Origin of the sequence: Ditibartonella apis (genome assembly GCF_001952075.1) — a bacterium.
Taxonomy (GTDB): Bacteria; Pseudomonadota; Alphaproteobacteria; order Rhizobiales; family Rhizobiaceae; genus Bartonella; species Bartonella apis.
Map to the genome: position 1 here is coordinate 19,415 of NZ_LXYU01000002.1, position 21,233 is coordinate 40,647.

Here is a 21,233-nt window from a genome sequence, read left to right on the forward strand (position 1 = left end):
GGACAAGCTGCATTATCAAACGCCCCCGTTCGCATGAATGAAGATCGAATTGAAAAACTCAAAACACCACGAACCAGTTCCAATCAGGCATCGCTTAAATCATTGTTTTCACTTTTTCTTGTGCGAGAATCCCGTCAAAGCCGGGAATCCTTTTTGTTGCCCAATCATAAAAGCTTCCCTCTTTTATCGGATCGGCCGTTCTTTCTTTCTTGTGAACATGAAAGCCGATAAAACGCGGATCGTTCAATGGCTCAAGCCCATAAGCGGGATCAAAAATGCGTTCGGTGTCGCGTCCGGTCCAGTAATAGAATGTTTCTTTTTCCTTTGCGTCTTTGAAAAAGCCATATCTTTTTGCAAGGCGCGAAATTCCATCATTGCCAAAAACCGTAATTCCCAAACGCCCTGGGACAACAGGCAATTTTTGTCTTTTGAGACGCCATGGAAGCCAAATACCACGGTGGAAACCGAGCCAGTTCGGTACCATTTTGCCGCTCTCGAGATAGTCGTCGTATTCTTTGATGATCGGATTGTCGGCCGGAAGATAAAGCGCCGAAACACCAACGCGCGAACGATTTTCGCGCGCAAGCCACACTTTACCTTCTTCCGGATGGAATTGTTTGACAAGATAAACATCGGTATCAAGCCAGACCCCTGCCCGATTTTTCATCAATCTTACCCGAAACAAATCGGAGAGCTGAACAATCGTGCGGATAGGCTTGAAGTCGGGGAACGCTGGGTCAATTCGATAAAGTGTCGAGAGCGGCAATATCGACTCTGCTTCCAAAAGTTCCACCCCTGCAGGCACATTCATAACGTTTCCGTGGCTATAGAGTTTGACATGCTGGCCGGTCTTCACCATGGAAGAAAGACATAGCCAATCAATGGGACGCAACCGGTCTCCATACCAAAAAGTGCAGATGTCCATCAAAAGCCCCTTTAAAAATATTCCAGACTGACCCGAAACAATTGTTCGACATCACGCACAGCATCAGCCATTGCAAATATAACGACCATATCGCCTGCCAGAACACGCGTATCCCCTTTCGGGCGTATCATCGTATTGTCACGATAAATCGCGCCGATACGTAAACCCTCCGGCAGTTCGAGTTCGGACAAAGGTTTGCCCACCAGAGGAGAAGTTTGCATTGCTTCTGCTTCGATAATTTCGGCTTCTCCATTCGAGACAGAATAGACAGAGCGGATGCGCCCCCTGCGCATTTGCTGAAGCACTTTGGAAATTGTAACGCTGCGTGGATTGAGATGGGAATCGATACCTACAGTTCTGGTAAATTCCTGAAAAGCCATATTGTTGATAAGCACCATGTTCGACTTGCAGCCGAACATTTTTGCCATAATCGCGCTCAGCACATTGACCTGATCCTGATTGGTCAATGTCACAATAAGATCTGCCTGATCGACATTCGCTTCCTGCAAAATTGCAGGGTCAAGAGCACTGCCATTCAGTACAACCGTACGATCAAGTTGGTCGGTAATTGCCAGAGCGCGTGCTTTATCTGCCTCTATAATGCGTAACCGAGCTTTGTGTTGGCGCTTTTCCATAGCATGGGCAACATAAAGACCGATATGCCCACCGCCTGCAATGATAATCCGGTTGGCTGCCTGCTCATCGTGACCGAACAACCCCAATGCTCGGCGAACCTGCGTACGTGACGCCACAAGATAGGTGATGTCGCCCACTTTCAATTCTGTATCGGCATGGGCAATGAATAGTTTTTTCCCTCTTTTGACAGCTGTAACAGTCGTCAAAAGGTCGGGAAAAAGATCGGTGAGCTGTCTAAGCGGTGTGTTGATGACGGGGCAATCTTCCATACATTCGAGAGCCAATGCCACAATCTCGTCATAACTGAAATAGAGAACGTCCAATGCACCCGGCAATGCAATGCGACGCAACACCATTTCGCCAACCTCGATTTCGGGCGAAATAACCACATCAATCGGCAACGCATCACGTTGGAACAGCCCCTGATATTGCGGGTCGAGATAGGATTGATCGCGAACGCGGGCAATTTTTGTCGGCACGTTGAAAAGCGCATGAGCAACCTGACAGGCCACCATATTGACTTCATCCGAAAGTGTGACAGCAATCAACATATCGGCTTCGTCAGCACCTGCAGAACGAAGCACATCCGGTCGCGCACCGTGGCCAACAATGCCGCGAACGTCAAGCGTATCGCGTACTTTTTCAATCAGTTTCGGTTCAATATCAATAACCGTAACATCATGTTGTTCACTGGAAAGACGTTCTGCTATTCCGTAGCCGACTTGTCCGGCACCACAAATGATTACGCGCATATTTTAAGAAACCCCGAGCGATTTGAGCTTACGGTGTAGAGCAGAACGCTCCATACCAACAAACTCTGCAGTGCGTGAAATATTACCGCCAAAACGGTTGATTTGTGCAACAAGATACTCTTTTTCAAAAAGCTCCCTTGCTTCGCGCAACGGTAGAGCCATGATATGTAGATCGGAATCTGTGGGTGCTCGCGGTAAAGTATCCCCGACTTCTGCAGGCAAAAGCTCGGCAGTAATCGGTCCATCTCCACCTTCGCCGCGCGCAAGAATTAACAGCCGTTCAATGTTGTTGCGCAACTGCCTGATGTTGCCCGGCCAGTTGTGAGCCTGCAGGATTGCCATTGTATCATCGCCGATTTCGCGCGGTTTTATACCGGCCTGTTCGGATATCTGATGGATAAAATAATGGACAAGTTCCGGAATATCCTCGCGGTGACTTGCAAGCGGTGGAACAGCAATCGGCACCACCGCCAGACGATGGAAGAGATCCTCGCGAAAACGCCCTTCGGCAATCAAACCTTCAAGATTTTGGGCGGTTGAAGAGATAACACGTACATCGACTTTAACGCGTTTGCTCCCCCCTACCCGCTCGAAGGTCTGGTCAGTCAGAACGCGCAGAATTTTATTTTGCGTCTCGCGCGGCATATCGGCGATCTCGTCAATATAGAGAATGCCACCATGGGCTTCCTCAAGAGCGCCGACTTTGCGTTCGCCACCATCCATTTCCGTTCCGAAAAGTTCGATTTCCATCCGTTCCGGCGTAATTGTTGCTGCATTGATAGTCACAAAAGGACCGTTCGCACGATTTGAAAGAGCATGGATTGCACGAGCTGTCGTCTCTTTACCCGACCCCGATGGTCCGGTAATCATAATGCGGCTATTTGTTGGAGCAACTTTTTCAATCGTTTGGCGTAAATGGTTCATAACAAGCGACTTGCCGAGTAATTCCGGCGTAACAGTCGATTGTTTGCGCAATTCACTAACTTCGCGCTTCAATTTAGACGTTTCAAGCGCCCGCTCGGCAACCAAAATCAGACGATCTGCTTTAAAAGGCTTTTCGATAAAATCATAAGCACCGCGTTTAATTGCGGAAACAGCCGTTTCGATGTTCCCGTGGCCGGAAATCATCACTACCGGTAAATCCGGATAACGCGTTTTGATCTTGTCGAGTAAAGCCAAGCCATCCAGACGGCTTCCCTGCAACCAGATATCGAGAAAAATCAATCTTGGTACACGATTTTCGATTTGCTGAAGCGCTTCATCGGAATTTGCCGCAAGTCGCGTTTCATGCCCTTCGTCCTCAAGTATTCCGCCGACAAGTTCGCGTATGTCCGCTTCATCATCGACAATCAAAATATCTGAAGCCATCTCACTTAACCGTCCTATTCCTCAACATCTACCTTAACAGCACCGGATTTTTCCGTTTCTACTGCCGGAAAGACCATACGGATCATCGCACCACGTCCATTGTAAAAATTCAGTGGTGCGTCATGTAATTCCATATAGCCTCCATGCTCCTCAACAATTTTACGCACGATCGCAAGTCCGAGCCCTGTCCCTTTTTCCCGTGTCGTAATATAGGGTTCCAATAGTTTTTGCCGCTGTTCCTTGGGAAGACCTTTGCCATTATCGATAATATCGGCAACGAGTTTATCCCCTTCGCGGTAAGAGCGTACAAGTATATGCCCTTCGACAGCCTTATCGGCTGCAATGGCATCAATTGCTTCACTCGCATTTTTTATCACATTTCCGAAAGCTTGTCCGATAAGGCGGCTATCAAACTCGCCCATTAAAGGTGTATCGCCCAAATCGCGCTCGAATTTAATATCGTGGCGTGAAACCTCGACAAGAAAAAACGCTTCTCTTAAAGGCTCACGCATATCAAGAAGGTGCATTTCCGGTTTAGGCATACGGGCGAAAGACGAAAATTCATCCACCATTCTGCCAATATCGCCGACTTGCCTTATGATTGTATCAATGCATTGATCGAAAACTTCCCGATCATCCAGAATGACTTTACCATAACGACGGCGTATGCGTTCGGCCGATAATTGTATCGGGGTCAGCGGATTTTTAATTTCATGTGCAATCCGGCGGGCAACATCTGCCCATGCACTTGATCTTTGGGCTTCAACGAGATCGGTTATATCGTCAATTGTCAAAACCCATGACTGCCCGTTCCCGTCGTTCTCCTCCATTGTGACCTGCACATTATAGACGCGGTTGCGCCCGTCTTGCGAAAGTGTAACCTGTTCCCGATGGTTTTTGCGTCCCGACGAGCGAGCAACTTCAAACACCTGTCCGATATCCGGATTGAGCGACATCAGACTTTTTCCGACAACCTTTTCCGGATCAAGATCGAACATCATCTGGGCAGCCCTATTGATCGTTGTCACATCGCCATTTTCGTCAATTCCTGCCACACCGGCATTAACACCGGCAAGCACAGCTTCTGAAAACCGGCGCCTTTCGTCAATCTGGTCACGCGCAGCGATAAGCTCGTTGCGCTGGCTTTTAAGTTCACTCACCATATAATTGAACGTTCTTGACAGCTGGCCGACATCGCCGTCTTTTGCTCTTACAGGAACAACGACATCCATATTTCCTGATGCAACATCATCGGCGGCACCGATCAGAAGCCGTATAGGCCGGACCAGCCGGTCAGCCACCGCAATGCCCGTCCAGATAGCCGAGATCAGCAAGCTCAGGAAAAGGCACAAATAAAGAACTGCAAAAGCAATCTGGGTCGGAATACGATTTTCGTTAAGATCATGATAACGGGCAGTATTTGCTTCGGTCAGGCGCAAAGCCGATAAAACACGCTGGTCAACATCCCGCACCAGATAGAGAAACGTATTCGGAATATCATTGAGCTTCAAAATAATGCCGAAATAATCGTGTTCACCCGGTTGGAAAGTAAAAGGACTTCCTTTTGTGGCCTGAACAATAAGGTTTGCTGGCGGGATCGGAAGCTTGTCCTCGCCACCGAGATTACTTTGCAAAAAAACCGTGCCGTTAGGGCTTAACAAAAATGCGCCTCTCAAGTCACGACCGGCTGCATGGCGGGTAAGTTGCAAACGATATTCAGTCGGATTCAAAGCGAGCAATTGTCTGTTGTCGAGTGCCAATGCCATAGCGTATGAAGAATTTTTCAAATTTTGTAGCGTTTCATCAGCATAGCCATTCGCCAGATCAATCGACGAAGCAACAATTTGTCTTGTTGTTGTGTCGAACCAGCGATCAAGCCCCTGATTGAGCGTGACACCGGCAACAATTGCAACCACAACGGCGGGAAGTGTCGCGACCAGCGCAAAAAGTGAAATAATTCTGACGTGCAGTCTCGAAGCTGCCCGCCGTGCCCGCCATGCCTGAATAATCGGCATCAATTCATAACAGGCGATTGCTATGAGTCCGAGCACCCAAACGCTATTTACGCCAATGAGAACAAGAGTAACAAAAGTACTCGGTATAATCGGCGTAAAGCCCAACATAATCGTGAAAGAGACGACTGCTGTCAGTAGCGCCAGGGCAATGACCATAATACCGAAAAATGCGTGCATATTGCGCCGCTTGCCGCTATATACGCTTTTTTCTACAGGCTTTGCCAATTTACGATTCTTCCCGTTTTAAGCAATTGTCGTATCAATGATGCAACACTTTGTGGCGAAAATGCAACAGAAACAATAGATCGACCATCAAATATACGCAAATTTCGGTATTCAAAATTGAAAACGATGTTTTTGCAAGCCGTCATATCTTTTTTCCCGAGCGTCGGGATTGTTGCCTGACCTGGCAAATCAATTCACTTCTCTACGTGTCGTCATCAAATTTTTCTACTTGTGAACAATAACATGGAAGCATTTGGAAAGTTCAGCACACCGGGTAGAGAAGCTTTATTAACAGCGCGATATTGGATTTGAACAAACTGTTTTGAGAATTCGGGGACCTGATGATGTCCTGCCCCCCTCTCCTTCAATTATGGAACTTTCCCGCCTGAATTAGGTTTTCTAGAATTATTTGGGATTTTAATTGGAATAAAAAACGCTTATCTGGTTGCACATTATTTCACGTACGAAGATTTTCATTCCTCTTTGTTAAATCGACTTAATGGTTCATCGAAAAACCGCTTGCACATTCCACATGCGCAATGTGTCAAAATTTGCCTCAACCCATTTTTAGGAATTACCGTTCGGATTGATTTCTGGTTGTTCACACTCAGTGAACGATTGAGGAGTTATAGAGCCGAATTTTGCCTTTCTATGAATGCATTGCCTATTAAACACCGTAAAGGTGTTAAAATTGAGCGGCTTAAGCAAAAAACGTTGTTTTATTAGATTCCCCCTCGAAGTGGGGGGTGGAATAGCCATTTCCGTTATGCTTTAGTAAAACCTTCTCAAAAAAGTAAAGAAAACATCTTCACATTTTTAAGAATCGTTCTAAATTATAGAGAGATATCTTTAAACTGAAAGGATCGGAAATGCGGCTCACAAAACAGACGAATTATGCCATCCGGATGTTGATGTATTGCGCAGCTAACGAAGGCGAACTGAGCCGCGTGCCGGAAATAGCTAAGGCCTATTCGGTATCTGAGCTGTTTTTATTCAAGATTCTCCACCCGCTGGTGGAAGCCGGCTTGATGCAGACGGTGCGCGGAAGGAACGGTGGTGTCAAACTTGCCAAACCTGCAGACCAGATTTTTGTTTCCGACGTTGTGAAAGTCACTGAAGAAAATTTTGCAATGGCAGAATGTTTCGAAAATGGCGCCATCGAATGTCCGTTGGTGAATTCGTGCGGTCTTAATGCAACCTTGAGCAAGGCGTTAAAAGCTTTTTTCGATGTGTTGAAGGCAACTTCTATAGCTGATTTGCAACGACCAACCTTCAGGGAGCGTCTCGGTATCCATGAGCATGATGAAAACGTGAAAGTATTGAACTGATATTTGGTTTTCATTTCATGTATTGTCGTTATAATTTCATGTTTTGTTGTCATAGTCGTGTGTGAAGGGGCGCATCATATCCAACGCAGCCATCATATTAGCCGCTGGTAGAGGTGAACGCATTGGTTCGCCCGAAAATGGCCCCAAACAATATCGACCGCTCGGCGGTCACGCAATCATTTTTCATACGCTCAAGCGTTTTCTTGATAGCGGGGTCTTTTCAACCATCATATTGGTCATCCATCACGATGACGAAATGCTTTGTCATAAAGCAATTGGCGATTTGGCAAACCATATTACTATTGTTCATGGCGGAAGCACACGACAGATATCGACCCTTTGCGGTCTCCGCGCATTGAATGCTTTGAGCGAAGCCAACAAACCTCAATATGTATTTATTCATGACGGTGCACGGCCTTTTGTTTCACATTCGCTTCTTGAACGGATTAATGATGCGCTGTCTCAAGATTTCGGAATCTTACCTGCTGTAGCCGTTTCCGATACACTTAAACGTGCCGATGATAACGGTATAGTTGTCGAGACAGTGCCGCGCGATCATCTCTTCGGGGCGCAAACGCCACAAGCGTTTCCTTTTCTAAAAATTTTAGCGTTGCATGAAGAAGCCGCGCAACAAGGATTAACCGGTTTCACCGACGATTGTGCCTTGGCGGAATGGGCGGGGTTCGGTATAAAACTTGTCACTGGCAGCAGTGAAAATATGAAAATTACCTGGCCTGCCGATCTTGCTATTGCCGAATTGCGTATGAAAAGGGAAGCTATGACAAATCAGGAAAATCAGACCTCCGCTTCTTTCCCATTTCCGGATGTTCGCACCGGTAACGGATATGATGTTCATCCATTCGAACCGGGTGATGGAGTGACGCTTTGCGGCGTAAAAATTGCTTATGAAAAGAAATTGAGTGGCCATTCCGATGCCGACGTTGCTCTTCACGCTTTGACGGATGCATTGCTTGCCACACGGGGTGCGGGAGATATCGGTACACATTTTCCTCCTTCCGACCCGCAATGGAAGGGTGTCTCGTCAGACATTTTTGTGCGTCATGCTGTATCCATTATAAAAGAATCCAAAGGGCGCATCGCCAATGTGGATATTACGCTGATTGCAGAAGCGCCGAAAGTTGGTCCACACCGCAAGGAAATGACCGAAAAACTCATGGATATGCTCGGCATATCCGCCGACCGTATTTCGGTCAAAGCCACAACCAACGAAAAATTAGGATTTGTCGGGCGCAAAGAAGGAATTGCTGCGATCGCAACTGCGACAGTTATCTATCCGGGGAGTGTTCCAGAATGACACTTATTGCTGAAGCCAAGGCAACAAAAGTTCTTGAAGCCTGCCGTTTACACCATTTGAAACTCGCAACTGTGGAATCCTGCACGGGCGGTTTGATCATCGGCAGCCTGACCGATATTGCAGGCTCGTCCGACGTTGTGGAATGTGGCTTCATTACCTATTCCAACGAAGCAAAAAATAGGCTTGTCGCTGTGCCTTCCGATATGATCAAAGCATTTGGTGCCGTGTCGAAGCAAGTCGCGATTGCAATGGCCGAAGGCGGTGTCAAACACTCAAGTGCCGATATTGCTGTTTCGGTAACAGGTGTCGCGGGTCCGGGTGGCGGCAGCGCCGAAAAGCCGGTAGGGCTTGTCCATATGGCTGTTGCTTTGACGAATAAGCCGACACTTCATTTTGAAGCCCGTTTTGGTGATCTTGGTCGCGAAAACGTTCGTCATGCAACTGTTGAACGGGCATTGGACCTCGTTCTTGAGGCAATCAACAGAGTTTAGCATTTTGATGATTGCTGTATGTCAAGTTCACCAAGCGGCCAGCACGATTTTCAGTTTGGTACGGAAGTCACTACCTTCCTTAGCTTTAATCGCAATTTGCGATTGAGATTGATTACCAAACGCCGGTTACGATCAAACCTCCTCGAGAAATTTAAACCGAACCGGAGGAAATCAAATACCGGTACTGATGAAACAAGCTTGGCTCAATTTATATTTGTTGCCGATTTTTTCGCCTGTAAAATAATGACAATAGCTCCGCACTCCCCTTTGGCAGGAGTTAAAGTTACTGGGTTTTATACAGGCCATCCCGATAGAGCCTTAAAATCGGAAAGAGGAACAACCTTGAACTATCCAATTTAATGGCTTTCATGATCAAGGTTGACCCGTTTTGACGATAAAATTATTCAACCTTTTGGAGCTATTGAACCTATCGCAGTTGAAATAATTCCCTATGAAAATGCTGACGGGCAAAGCCACTTTTAACCATGTCATCTTCCAGCGTTTCACCGAATTTTATAGGCCCGCAAAACCATATTGATGATTGTTTCCAGTTCACAAACAGCTGCCTCAACAAGGTTCCATTGAACCTTCCCTCTTCAGGCGTTAGCCAAATTTTCAATCTGACACCAGACGATTGCGCCAATTTTGCAAGCTTTTGTTTTTCGCTTTCACTGATCGCCTGCACAACATAAACAAAGTCAATTTGCGTTTTATTGCTTTTCTTTGATGAAGCCAACTCGTCAAGTCTTGCAAGAAATGGCGTAATTCCTATGCCTGCGCCAATCCATATTTGTTCGTGTGATTTGTCGTCGCTAAAGCAAAATTTCCCGTAAGGCCCGTCAATGCGCGCTATCCTACCGGTTAGATTCTGTTTTGCGAGTTTATCAGTGTAGTCCCCCAAATCTTTCACAAAAAACGTCAAAAAGGGTTTTTGCGGATTCCAATGGGAAGCTATTGTGAAAGGATGTGCGCCTTCGCCTTTATCCAATGTAACAAATGCGAATTGTCCACTTTTGTGACCAGCCCATTTATTGGAAACTTTTAAAGTCAAGCGTACTGCATCATTGGCTTTATCAATCGCATAGTCCGTGACTATCGCCGCAATGTGCCGGCCAAAGCCAAACCGTCTGAGCAAGACTGTAAGTGCAGCAACCGAACCGAAAACTGATGAAACACCTACCAGAAAACCGAATGGCTCGCCCCAATAGGCAAATTTTGTCAACACAATCGCATGAAACACTAAAACAAGATATACCGCTGCAAAAATTGTATGGACATGAGCAAAAAACCGGTAAGGAATAAGCTTTATCAACGCAACAAGACACAAAACGACCGCTATATAAAAAGCCCATTCCCCGAAAACTTCTGCATTTTTTCTAAAGATGGAAAAAACATATTCAAGCCCGACTTTCTGAGGCAAATTGGCTATATCGACATGTTGACGAACAGGCTTTACAAGCCATCCCCAGCCGACGGCCCATTTTGTACCCTTGGTGAGAAGAAAATGCCCGACAGCCGTTACCAATGCAGTAATGCCGAGCCATTTATGAAGCCGATAGGCTTTATCTAGCCCGCCCAATGCATCATCTATCACTCTAAGACGACAGGCGATCACCACGTCCATAGTCATTGCCACAAAGGCAAGAAGACCTGTGAGTTGGATAGCTTCTCGCCTGAACGCAAAATAACCATTATTGATACCGTAGAATTCGCCGGCTGCCAACCAAACCGCGATACAAATAAAAATGAATACAAAATACGAAATCTTCAAATTTCTCATCAAGAGCCATTACCTGTCTTCTGTTTTACCAAAAGATAGAATGGAACTGATAAAATTAAAACTTAAACATATTTAATATATTGATTTCATCAAACTTTCTTATTTTTATCCAGTTTAAAATTACATTTTGTAAAACTATTTTCAAAACTTATTAAAAATCAAATTACAAAAGCTGCAAACAAACCGGCTTCAGGCTTGTTGAGCCCCATAAATCTTGTCTGCCCGCATCTCGAATGCTTCTGTAAAACGTTTGAATGCTATATCGAACATAGCGCCCATAAGCATGCCAAGCATCCGGCTTTTAAACTCGTAATCAATATAAAATTCGACTTCGCATGATTTGCCATCGTCAAGGGGCTTGAATATCCAGCGATTTTCAAGGTAGCGGAATGGCCCGTCAATATAACGGACATCAATACGTCGCTCTTCTTTATCCAGCAGAACCTGCGTCGTGAAAGTTTCCCTGATCATTTTATAGCCAACTGTCATATCGGCAGTAAGCAGGGTTTTATTCCCCTTCTCTTCGCTCGAGCGAACGTTGAGGGATTCACACATTGGCAAAAATTCGGGATATCGTTCAACATCCGAAACGAGATTAAACATCTCAAGATCGGTATGCTGAACTTTCCGGTTAGTATTGAATTTCGGCATTCTTTATCCGCGTTCATGGGCAAGCTTTTCCGCCCGCGCTTTTCTCAGGGCTTCAAAATCCTCGCCCGCATGGTGTGATGAACGGGTTAGCGGACTTGAAGACATATGAAGGAAACCCTTGGTTTTGCCGATAATGGCATAGGATTTGAATTCTTCCGGCGTAACAAAGCGGATAACAGGATGATGTTTACGCGTCGGCTGCAAATATTGGCCAATGGTCATAAAATCAACATCGGCCGAACGCAAATCGTCCATCAATTGAAGAACTTCATTCCGTTCTTCACCAAGTCCGACCATAATACCGGACTTTGTAAAGATTGATGGATCAAGCTCCTTGACCCGCTGCAATAGTCTGATCGAGTGGAAATAGCGCGCACCCGGACGCACCGTCAGGTATTTTGACGGCACAGTTTCAAGATTATGGTTAAATACATCCGGCTTGGCCGCAACCACAGTTTCAAGAGCGCCCTCTTTATGACGGAAATCAGGTGTGAGGATTTCAATGGTGGTACCAGGTGACTTTCTTCTGATTGCATGAATGACATCGGCATAATGCTGGGCACCACCATCGGGAAGATCATCACGATCAACAGAGGTGATAACCACATGCTTAAGCGCCATTTGTCTGACTGCATCTGCAACGCGTTCAGGTTCATCCTTATCGACAGGAAGAGGTATACCGGTTGCAACATTACAAAAGGCACATGCACGGGTGCATATTGCCCCTAAAATCATAAAACTTGCGTGCCTTTGCGTCCAGCATTCGCCTACATTCGGGCATCCAGCTTCTTCGCAAACTGTCACCAGATTGTTATCACGCACAATATGACGGGTTTCGGCATATTGCCCACGCAATGACGGCGCTTTCACCCTGATCCAATCAGGCTTTTTTAAAACCTCTGAATCTGGTCGATTGGCTTTTTCCGGATGCCGGACCCGTTTCTGCGATAAAGTGTCAACAACGGTAACCATTTAGTACCTCACGCTCTTTCTCCCCTCATATGGAGTATAAGCAACAAGAATGCAATTCACATCTTGATGCTCGTCAGGCGTTCAAAACCTGACCATAAGCATCAAGGACACTTTCCTTCATCATTTCCGAAAGCGTCGGATGAGGAAAGACTGTATGCATCAGCTCTTCTTCTGTGGTTTCAAGATTCATCGCAACCACAAAACCTTCAATCAGCTCGGTTACTTCTGCTCCTACCATGTGCGCACCAAGCAACTGGCCGGTTTTTCGGTCAAATATGGTTTTGACGATTCCCTGATCCTCCCCCATGGCAATTGCCTTGCCGTTTGCCGAGAATGAAAAATGCCCGACCCTTATGTCATAGCCTGCGGCCTTCGCCTTTGCTTCGGTCAATCCAACGGAAGCAACTTGCGGTGTGCAATAGGTGCAACCGGGAATCTTTCTCTTGTCCAAAGGTTCTGCTGTTTCAAGGCCTGCAATATGCTCGACGCAAATAACGCCCTCTTCTTCAGCCTTATGGGCGAGCATAGGAGCACCCGCAACATCACCGATAGCATAAATACCGGGAACGTTGGTGCGTCCCCATTCGTCAATTACCACACAACCACGTTCGGTTTTCACGCCTAACGCTTCAAGCCCGATATTTTCTATATTGCCTTGCACACCCACCGCAGAAATCAGACGATCTGCAGTAACGGTCTCGGTTTTGCCATTTATATCAATGTGAGCTGTCACAGAATTGGACGTTTTTTCGATTTTCGAAACCTTTGCTTCGGTAAGGATTCGGATGCCTTTTTTCTCCAATTGCTTACGCGCAAATGCAGAAATCTCCGCATCTTCAACTGGCATAATCTGCGGCATCATTTCCACAACCGTGACTTCCGCCCCCATATCACGATAAAAGGAAGCGAACTCAATTCCGATAGCGCCCGACCCCATAACGACAATAGATTTTGGCATAGTTTCAGGAACCATCGCTTCAAAATAGGTCCAAATCAGTTTCCCGTCCGGTTCGATACCTGGCAATGTACGTGGGCGAGCACCGGTTGCTACAATGATATGTTTTGCCTGATATGTCCCCTCGCCCAAAGTGCCCTTCGGAATCGGGTTTTGTGGCTGCATAATTTTTTTGGTGATTTTGCCGACGACAATTTCACCAAGACCGGCGCCGGAAGCTGCCTTGGTGAGCTTTGCTTCACCCCAGATAACGTCGATCTTGTTTTTCTTCATCAAATAGCCGACACCGCCGTTAAGGCGGGCAGAAACAGTGCGGGAGCGTTGCACGACATCCTTGATGTCTGCATCAATCGAACCGTTGAGTTTCAGGCCGTAATCTTTTGCGTGTTCGCTAAAATGTTTGATTTCTGCGGTTCTAAGCAGCGCTTTTGTCGGAATACATCCCCAATTCAAACAAATACCACCAAGGTGTTCGCGTTCGACAATTGCAGTCTTGAAGCCCAATTGAGCAGAACGAATTGCGGTAACATATCCGCCAGGGCCAGAACCGATAACAATAACATCATATGAATTTGCCAATTTTTCCTCCATGGGGAAAGATAGAACTAAAGGCCGAGAACGACATGTACCAATGGTTGAAGCCCTTTGCCAATTGCTTTTGTGTTGTTTTCGTCAAGATGAACACCATCCAGCGGTGACGCGACTGCGACAGATGCAGCATCGAAGAAGGCACATTCCATCTCGTCAGCAAGATCCGAATAAAAAATCGAAAGCTTTTTGGATTCTCCAATAGCACCACTGAAACGCTCGCTACTTAAAGGGTGGATGGTCTCCGCCAGATGGGGCGGAGAAACAATAATAATTTCCGGCGGTTCGGTCTGCGACATATAGGGATAGGAACGGACAATATTGACAAGCCGTTTCATGCCCAGACATGCTGCCATTGCCGAACCCGCAACAAATTTTTTCAAGTCATTAGTGCCAAGCATTATGATCACCAGATCGAGCGGATGCCGTGACCCCAAGACTGTCGGAAGGATTGCTGCGCCATTCCGGTCGTCGATTGAAGTTTTATCATCGAAACAGGTTGTGCGGCCGCACAATGCTTCCTCGATAACTTCAATCGAACCGTTGAATTGCTGTTCCAGCACACGCGGCCAACGAATTTCGTTGGTATAACGTGTTTGGTTTATCGGATTTAATCCCCATGTCAGGGAATCTCCATAAGCCAGAACAGTTTTTCGCATTATTACACCAGCATGCTCATCGGGTTTTCAATGAACTTTTTGAAGGCCTGTGCAAGTTCGGCTGCCAATGCTCCGTCTACTGCGCGATGGTCGGTTGATAATGTCACCGACATGACCGTTGCGATGGCCAAGGCACCATTTTTAACGACAGCGCGTTGTTCACCTGCCCCAATGGCAAAGATCGTCGCATGTGGCGGGTTGATAATGGCACAAAAATCCTTGACACCATACATGCCCATATTGGAAACCGCAGTCGTTCCGCCCTGATATTCCTCGGGTTTCAACTTGCGTTCCCGCGCCCGTTTTGCCAAATCTTTCATTGCATTGGAAATTGTCGAAAGCGATTTTTCCTCAGCATGTTTGATGATCGGCGTAATCAAGCCGTTCGGAATGGAAACAGCAACCCCCACGTCCACAAATTTGTGGCGCATCATCCCGCTATCAAGCCAAGAAACATTGGCATCCGGCACAGCCTTGAGTGCCAATGCTGTGGCCTTGATGACCATATCATTGACTGAAAGTTTGTAGGCCGGTTTTTCGCCTGCACTTGTTTTAACCATCGGAGCTGCTGCGTTCAATTCTGCACGCAATTTCAGCAATGCATCAATCTCGCAATCAATTGTTACATAAAAATGCGGAACTGTATGTTTTGATTCAACAAGACGTTTGGCAATGGTCTTTCGCATACCGTCGTGAGGTACGATTTCGTATTCATCGGTATTGAAAAGCTTCATTGTCAATTCGTCTGAAGACGAGCTTTCGGCCGTTGTAGCAGATTGCGCGGGCTGCGTTGCATTGGTTGCGGTCTTACCGGTACCGTTAGCAAGCGCACTATCAATATCACGCTTGATGATACGTCCATGCGGACCGGTGCCTGAAATAAGCGACAATTGAAGCCCGTTTTGTTTGGCAAGCCGCCGTGCCAATGGCGAGGCAAATATACGGTTGCCTTTTTCTGTACCCGGTGCTTGGGAAGAAGTGGGAGTCGCTTGTTTGGGAGCCGGAGACGCTTTAGCAGCTTGAACCAAGGTTGTATCTGCTTTTGCGGGTGCAGCGGGTGTCGTCGGCTGAGCCGGTGCCGGAGAAGATGAAGGCTGTTTTTTCTCTTCGTCTTCAATCGCTTTGATGGCATCCTCGGCACTTTCGCCGTCTTCTGCGAGAATACCGATCAAGGCATTCACTTTTACGCCTTGTGTCCCTGCCGGAACGACGATTTTTACAAGCGTGCCTTCGTCAGCGGCATCGACTTCCATCGTTGCCTTATCTGTTTCAATCTCGGCAACAGTATCACCGGGTGAGACTTTGTCGCCCTCTTTGATATCCCACTTTGACAAAGTGCCTTCTTCCATTGTCGGGGAAAGCGCCGGCATCGTGATTTTTATAGCCATAGTGCGTTCTCCTTCAGGCTTTGTAGGTGACAGATTTTACGGCATCAACAACCTCGGCAACGCTCGGCAAAGCAAGTTTTTCGAGATTGGCAGCATAAGGCATAGGAACATCCTTGCCTGCAATTGTAGCAATCGGCGCATCAAGATAATCAAACGCCTGCTGCATCACGCGTGTAGCAATTTCGGTTCCGACAGATGATTGTGGGAAACCTTCTTCGATCGTGACCAGACGGCCCGTTTTCTTCACCGATTCGATAATTGTCGGCAAATCCATTGGACGAACAGTTCTCAGATCTATCAACTCGACATCAATCCCGAGTTTTTCAAATTCCGGCAGCGCTTCAACCGCGTAATTCATCCCCATACCCATACCGACGATTGTTACATCGTTACCGGCTTTATGGATACGGGCCTTACCGATTGGCAAAACAAAATCATCGAGCTTCGGTACGTCGAACTGATGACCGTAAAGCAATTCATTTTCAAGGAAGATGACAGGATTGTTATCACGGATTGCTGCCTTCAAAAGTCCTTTGGCATCGGCAGCTGTATAAGGCATGATAACCTTTAAGCCCGGCACATGACTGTACCATGATGCATAGCATTGGGAATGCTGGGCACCAACACGAGCGGCCGCTCCATTCGGACCACGAAAAACCATAGGGGCATGCATCTGCCCGCCGGACATATAATGGGTCTTGGCGGCGGAATTCACAATCTGGTCGATTGCTTGCATGGCAAAATTGAATGTCATGAATTCAACGACCGGACGCAAGCCACCGAAAGCTGCACCAACGCCAAGGCCGGCAAACCCCTGTTCGGTAATCGGCGTATCAATGACACGGCGTGCTCCGAATTCATCAAGCAGTCCCTGACTGACCTTATAAGCGCCCTGATATTGAGCAACTTCTTCACCAATCAAGAACACCTTGTCATCACGACGCATTTCTTCAGCCAAAGCTTCGTTCAAAGCTTCGCGAACGGTCATTTTGACCATTTCTGTTCCTGCCGGAATATCAGGGTCTGATTGAACGACCGACTCTGCAGGCTTCGGTGCGGCTGGTGCAGAGGGAGCCACAGGTGCGGATGCCGCAGCTTGTGGTGCCTGTGGTGCCGCTTGTTTTGCGGGATTAACGGCGTTTTTAATATCGGCCGCTGTTTCACCATCTTCAAGCAGAACAGCAATAGGCGTGTTGACCTTTACGCCTTCTGTTCCTTCGGGAACAAGAATCTTGCCGAGTGTTCCTTCATCGGCTGCATCCACTTCCATAGTGGCTTTATCAGTTTCGATTTCGGCAATAACATCGCCAGCTTCAACCTTATCGCCCTCTTTTTTGACCCATTTAGAAATTTTGCCTTCTTCCATTGTGGGCGAAAGCGCCGGCATCAAGATATCAATAGACATAGTCGCTTTCCTCGCTATTAAAGAAGAACATCGGTATAGAGCTCGGATACATCCGGCTCGGGATCATTTTCAGCAAAATCTGCCGCATCTGCAACGACAGCACGAACCTTTTTGTCAATTTCTTTCAGCTCGTCTTCTGTTGCCCAACCCTTTTTAATACAACGGTTCTTCACCTGATTGATCGGATCATGTTCGGTCTTGACTTTTTCGACCTCTTCCTTCGTGCGATATTTGGCCGGATCCGACATTGAGTGACCACGATAGCGGTAAGTCTGCATGTCCAGAATAATAGGTCCTTTTCCTGAACGAGCCCAAGCCACGGCCTCATCGGCTGCCGATTTTACAGCGCAAACATCCATACCATCGACAACATAACCAGGAATTTCAAACGACAGACCACGACGCGAAAAATCGGTTTCGGCAGAAGCACGAGAAACAGCCGTACCCATCGCATATTGGTTATTTTCGATAACATAGACAACGGGTAGTTTCCAAAGCGAAGCCATATTGAAGCTTTCATAGACTTGCCCCTGATTGGCCGCTCCGTCACCGAAATAGACAAGCGTTACATTATCCCGCCCAAGATATTTATTGGAAAAAGCCAATCCTGTCCCTATCGGCACCTGTGCACCAACGATACCATGTCCGCCAAAAAAATTCTTTTCCTTGGAAAACATATGCATGGAACCGCCTTTCCCTTTGGAAAAGCCATCTTTGCGGCCTGCTAGTTCAGCCATAACGCCGCGAGGGTTCATGCCTGTTGCCAACATATGCCCATGATCACGATAGGAGGTGATAACCTGATCGCCTTGTTTGATTGCTTTGACAGTACCGGTTACTACCGCTTCTTGCCCTATGTAGAGATGGCAGAAACCTCCGATAACGCCCATACCATAAAGTTGACCGGCTTTTTCTTCAAACCGTCGGATCAAAAGCATATCATGATAAAATTGAAGTTCTTCTTCTTTGGTAAATTCCGCCGGCTCAGGTGATCTGGCGGTATTGGTTAATACGGTCTGCGTCTTTTTCGCAGAAGTTTTTTTAGCCCGTGCTGCCATATTAAACTCCCTTAATTGGTGTTTTAAAAAATACGCTTTCCCCGCCAAAGTTACAAGCACTATAAATGGTTGCAAAACTCTGTGTAAAATATTGATTTGATTGTTTTTTAGAAATAAACAGAATTTTTCCTAATTTGACAGATCACCTTGACCAGTCAGAATAACAAATTCATTCGGCTTTGAAAGATTAAGGTTTTTGCGGGCATATTCGTCAAGCATATCGCGCTCGATATGCCCATCTTTTAAAAGCGAAACCTTTTTTTCAATTCCCTTGCGTTGTTCTTCAAGGGATTTGAGCTCGCTATTGAGACTATCTATATGCTGTTCTACTTTAACGCGAGAATACAATCCATATTCTCCGTGATAGATGTGATAGCCAAAATAGCTCAGCACACCAATTGTCATGAGCGGCAATATAAACCGGCCCTTGATTGATCTGCGTTTCTGTTTCGTCCACATCATTTTTGTATTTCTGTCCCTATAGAGCTTTGATCATTGATGCATGATTTTGATTAAAGATAGATTACCGCAGTGGTAAATTCCTAAAAAACAAAATGACGAAAAGCTTTTGACAGTTGATTTTTGAAATTTTTTTAAAAATAACCGATATAGACATTTTAACCGGTGTTATTTCAACCACTTGCCGCGTGCTGACACATTGAACCCATAACTTCACAAAGTTCATCGCCTGACAGACAGTCGCAAAAATGTTCCCCTCTGTTTTCCGGTGTTGACCTTTCTAGTGATCATTTCCAAGTCAAAGATATTCGCTTGTGATCGGGTTTCCGTCTTTATCTTTGAATTTTCCCATGAGGATCAGAATAAAATCGATAATTGACCAAATAAATGAAATTATCGAGCCGATGACTGTGATTGTGAGCAGAAGCATCAATACACCGGTACCGATTTTTCCGACCATAAAACGATGAACTCCGAAAACCCCGAAGAACCAGCAGACGATTGCCATAACAACTTTCGAATGCTTGCTATCAATGCTTAAGGGAAAGATATTTTTGGCAATCGCTCCTTCTGCCACAAAATCGACCTTGATTCCGGCCGACGGTTCGCCTTGTCCACTCCAGTCAAGCCGCGTAAATTCGTAACGATTGTTATCAGCTCCCGAGATAAGACCTTTGTTCCTAGTGTAGCTTATAATCGAACCGCGCATAAACACTCCTGATCTTTTTTAAAAAGCAAAGTGCTTCAGTTGAGTGAGCATTCAGCTCTGCTTTTTGATAAACATTGTTATTTTGTGGGGTCAGACCATTGGTTTAAATAAGTTGCGTGTTTTAAAAAACTAGTCCGAGATAAAAATTTATATAAAAATGAACAAAGAGCGGACTCTAAAGTCCGCTCTTCAAAAACAGAGTTTTGGTATTGCTAGTCTTCAATCAGATACGAAAAGCCGAAATACCGGCATAGTGAGCCTGATTGCCGAGCTCTTCTTCGATTCGCATCAACTGGTTATATTTTGCAAGTCTGTCAGAACGGGCAAGAGACCCCGTCTTGATCTGGCCGCAATTGGTAGCAACAGCAAGATCGGCAATGGTCGAATCTTCAGTCTCGCCTGAACGATGCGACATAATTGCGGTATAACCGGCCTTATGAGCCGTTTCCACAGCATCAAGTGTTTCACTCAAAGTACCAATCTGGTTGACTTTGACGAGCAAAGAATTGGCAACACCCATTTTGATACCATCGCGTAAACGAGCAGAATTGGTAACGAACAAATCATCTCCAACGAGCTGACATTTTTTACCGATGCGGTCGGTCAAAATTTTCCAACCATCCCAATCGTCTTCAGCCATACCATCTTCAATTGTGATAATCGGGAAATCGCTAATGAGTTTTTCCAGATAATCGGCCTGTTGTTCGGCACTGCGTGTTTTGCCTTCGCCAGTGTAAACATAAGAACCGTTCTTATAAAATTCCGATGACGCACAATCAAGGCCGAGTGCCACCTGTTCGCCCGGTTTGTAACCGGCCGCCTTGATAGATTCTACGATAAATTCGAGCGCTGCTTCTGCGCTCTTGAGATTGGGAGCAAAACCGCCTTCATCGCCGACATTGGTATTAAATCCGGCGTCTTTCAAACGTTTCTTCAATGTGTGAAAAATCTCGGCTCCGTACCGGACGGCTTCCTTCAAAGTTGGCGCACCAACAGGCAAAATCATGAATTCCTGAAAGTCGATCGGATTGTCTGCATGAACTCCGCCATTGATAATATTCATCATGGGGGTGGGCATCAAATGGGCTTGTGTACCGCCGACATAACGGTAAAGCGGCAAACCGGCCGAATTTGCTGCGGCTTTTGCCGCCGCCAATGAAACTCCGAGAATAGCATTAGCGCCAAGGCGCGACTTGTTCGGCGTGCCGTCAAGTGCAATCATTGCCTGATCGATTGCTATTTGATCTTCAGCATCAAGCCCGCCAATTTCCTGCAAAATTTCCCCATTGACTGCGCTAACAGCCTTCTCAACACCTTTGCCCTGATAACGTGTTCCACCGTCGCGCAATTCCACTGCTTCGTGAGCGCCGGTTGAAGCACCTGAGGGGACCGCAGCCCGACCAAACGCACCATCTTCCAAAACGACATCGACTTCGACAGTCGGATTACCACGACTATCCAATATTTCACGGCCAACAATATCTATAATTGCAGTCATCTCACGGTTCCTTCCCGATAAGGGTTAGTTATTATTCAATTGAATAGACAAACTCT

The 21,233-nt window shown here is 46.4% G+C and carries 18 protein-coding genes; 3 read left to right on the forward strand and 15 right to left on the reverse strand.

The window, feature by feature from the left end:
- Positions 1 to 94: 94 nt before the first annotated feature.
- The 4 genes from PEB0122_RS04545 to PEB0122_RS04560 are packed head-to-tail and all read right to left on the reverse strand — an operon-like array spanning position 95 to position 5,921.
- Complete coding sequence (locus tag PEB0122_RS04545) at positions 95 to 925, reverse strand: glycosyltransferase family 32 protein (protein ID WP_075915783.1); 831 nt, start codon at positions 923 to 925, stop codon at positions 95 to 97.
- A gap of 11 nt (positions 926 to 936) precedes the next feature.
- Positions 937 to 2,313, reverse strand: coding sequence for a Trk system potassium transporter TrkA (trkA, locus tag PEB0122_RS04550; RefSeq protein ID WP_075915785.1), 1,377 nt, complete (start codon positions 2,311 to 2,313; stop codon positions 937 to 939).
- 3 nt (positions 2,314 to 2,316) lie between these two features.
- Positions 2,317 to 3,681 carry a nitrogen assimilation response regulator NtrX gene (gene ntrX / locus PEB0122_RS04555; protein WP_075869983.1) on the reverse strand — a complete coding sequence of 455 codons (1,365 nt, stop codon included), beginning with the start codon at positions 3,679 to 3,681 and terminating at the stop codon, positions 2,317 to 2,319.
- Between the two features lie 14 nt (positions 3,682 to 3,695).
- Complete coding sequence (locus PEB0122_RS04560) at positions 3,696 to 5,921, reverse strand: sensor histidine kinase NtrY-like (protein ID WP_075915787.1); 2,226 nt, start codon at positions 5,919 to 5,921, stop codon at positions 3,696 to 3,698.
- Between the two features lie 869 nt (positions 5,922 to 6,790).
- Between PEB0122_RS04560 and rirA the strand changes: the two genes are divergently transcribed.
- From rirA to PEB0122_RS04580, 3 genes are all read left to right on the forward strand, one after another.
- Positions 6,791 to 7,249: an iron-responsive transcriptional regulator RirA gene (rirA, locus tag PEB0122_RS04570; RefSeq protein ID WP_075869986.1), complete on the forward strand. Its 459-nt coding sequence runs from the start codon at positions 6,791 to 6,793 to the stop codon at positions 7,247 to 7,249.
- Between the two features lie 61 nt (positions 7,250 to 7,310).
- Positions 7,311 to 8,564 (forward strand): bifunctional 2-C-methyl-D-erythritol 4-phosphate cytidylyltransferase/2-C-methyl-D-erythritol 2,4-cyclodiphosphate synthase, encoded by a 1,254-nt coding sequence (locus PEB0122_RS04575; RefSeq protein WP_225867799.1) that lies wholly within the window; start codon positions 7,311 to 7,313, stop codon positions 8,562 to 8,564.
- Positions 8,561 to 9,055 (forward strand): CinA family protein, encoded by a 495-nt coding sequence (locus PEB0122_RS04580; RefSeq protein ID WP_075915791.1) that lies wholly within the window; start codon positions 8,561 to 8,563, stop codon positions 9,053 to 9,055. Before PEB0122_RS04575 ends, PEB0122_RS04580 begins: the two co-directional genes overlap by 4 nt.
- Positions 9,056 to 9,482: 427 nt before the next feature.
- Here PEB0122_RS04580 and PEB0122_RS04585 read toward each other — a convergent pair whose 3' ends face one another.
- The 11 genes from PEB0122_RS04585 to eno all read right to left on the reverse strand — a co-directional run bounded on the left by PEB0122_RS04585 (position 9,483) and on the right by eno (position 21,177).
- Complete coding sequence (locus tag PEB0122_RS04585; protein ID WP_075915793.1) at positions 9,483 to 10,835, reverse strand: ferredoxin reductase family protein; 1,353 nt, start codon at positions 10,833 to 10,835, stop codon at positions 9,483 to 9,485.
- A 189-nt stretch (positions 10,836 to 11,024) separates the two neighbouring features.
- Positions 11,025 to 11,486, reverse strand: a complete 462-nt coding sequence (locus PEB0122_RS04590) for a type II toxin-antitoxin system RatA family toxin (protein WP_075869989.1) — start codon at positions 11,484 to 11,486, stop codon at positions 11,025 to 11,027.
- A gap of 3 nt (positions 11,487 to 11,489) precedes the next feature.
- A complete protein-coding gene (gene lipA / locus PEB0122_RS04595; RefSeq protein WP_075915795.1) occupies positions 11,490 to 12,458 on the reverse strand; it encodes a lipoyl synthase in 969 nt (322 codons plus the stop codon).
- 73 nt (positions 12,459 to 12,531) lie between these two features.
- Entirely contained in the window at positions 12,532 to 13,992 is a 1,461-nt protein-coding gene (gene lpdA, locus PEB0122_RS04600; RefSeq protein WP_075916246.1) for a dihydrolipoyl dehydrogenase, read from the reverse strand.
- Between the two features lie 26 nt (positions 13,993 to 14,018).
- Positions 14,019 to 14,660 carry an SGNH/GDSL hydrolase family protein gene (locus tag PEB0122_RS04605; protein ID WP_075869991.1) on the reverse strand — a complete coding sequence of 214 codons (642 nt, stop codon included), beginning with the start codon at positions 14,658 to 14,660 and terminating at the stop codon, positions 14,019 to 14,021.
- A gap of 2 nt (positions 14,661 to 14,662) precedes the next feature.
- A complete protein-coding gene (locus PEB0122_RS04610; protein WP_075915797.1) occupies positions 14,663 to 16,048 on the reverse strand; it encodes a pyruvate dehydrogenase complex dihydrolipoamide acetyltransferase in 1,386 nt (461 codons plus the stop codon).
- Positions 16,049 to 16,061: 13 nt separating this feature from the next.
- The gene (locus PEB0122_RS04615; protein ID WP_075915799.1) at positions 16,062 to 17,453 is read right to left on the reverse strand and encodes a pyruvate dehydrogenase complex E1 component subunit beta; all 1,392 of its coding nucleotides are present in this window, start codon (positions 17,451 to 17,453) and stop codon (positions 16,062 to 16,064) included.
- A gap of 17 nt (positions 17,454 to 17,470) precedes the next feature.
- On the reverse strand, positions 17,471 to 18,511 hold the full coding sequence (gene pdhA / locus PEB0122_RS04620) for a pyruvate dehydrogenase (acetyl-transferring) E1 component subunit alpha (protein ID WP_075869994.1): 1,041 nt from the start codon (positions 18,509 to 18,511) through the stop codon (positions 17,471 to 17,473).
- A gap of 129 nt (positions 18,512 to 18,640) precedes the next feature.
- Positions 18,641 to 18,970 (reverse strand): FtsB family cell division protein, encoded by a 330-nt coding sequence (locus PEB0122_RS04625; protein WP_075869995.1) that lies wholly within the window; start codon positions 18,968 to 18,970, stop codon positions 18,641 to 18,643.
- A 298-nt stretch (positions 18,971 to 19,268) separates the two neighbouring features.
- On the reverse strand, positions 19,269 to 19,679 hold the full coding sequence (locus tag PEB0122_RS04630; RefSeq protein ID WP_075869996.1) for a TM2 domain-containing protein: 411 nt from the start codon (positions 19,677 to 19,679) through the stop codon (positions 19,269 to 19,271).
- 223 nt (positions 19,680 to 19,902) lie between these two features.
- A complete protein-coding gene (gene eno, locus PEB0122_RS04635) occupies positions 19,903 to 21,177 on the reverse strand; it encodes a phosphopyruvate hydratase (protein WP_075915801.1) in 1,275 nt (424 codons plus the stop codon).
- Between the last annotated feature and the right edge of the window lie 56 nt (positions 21,178 to 21,233).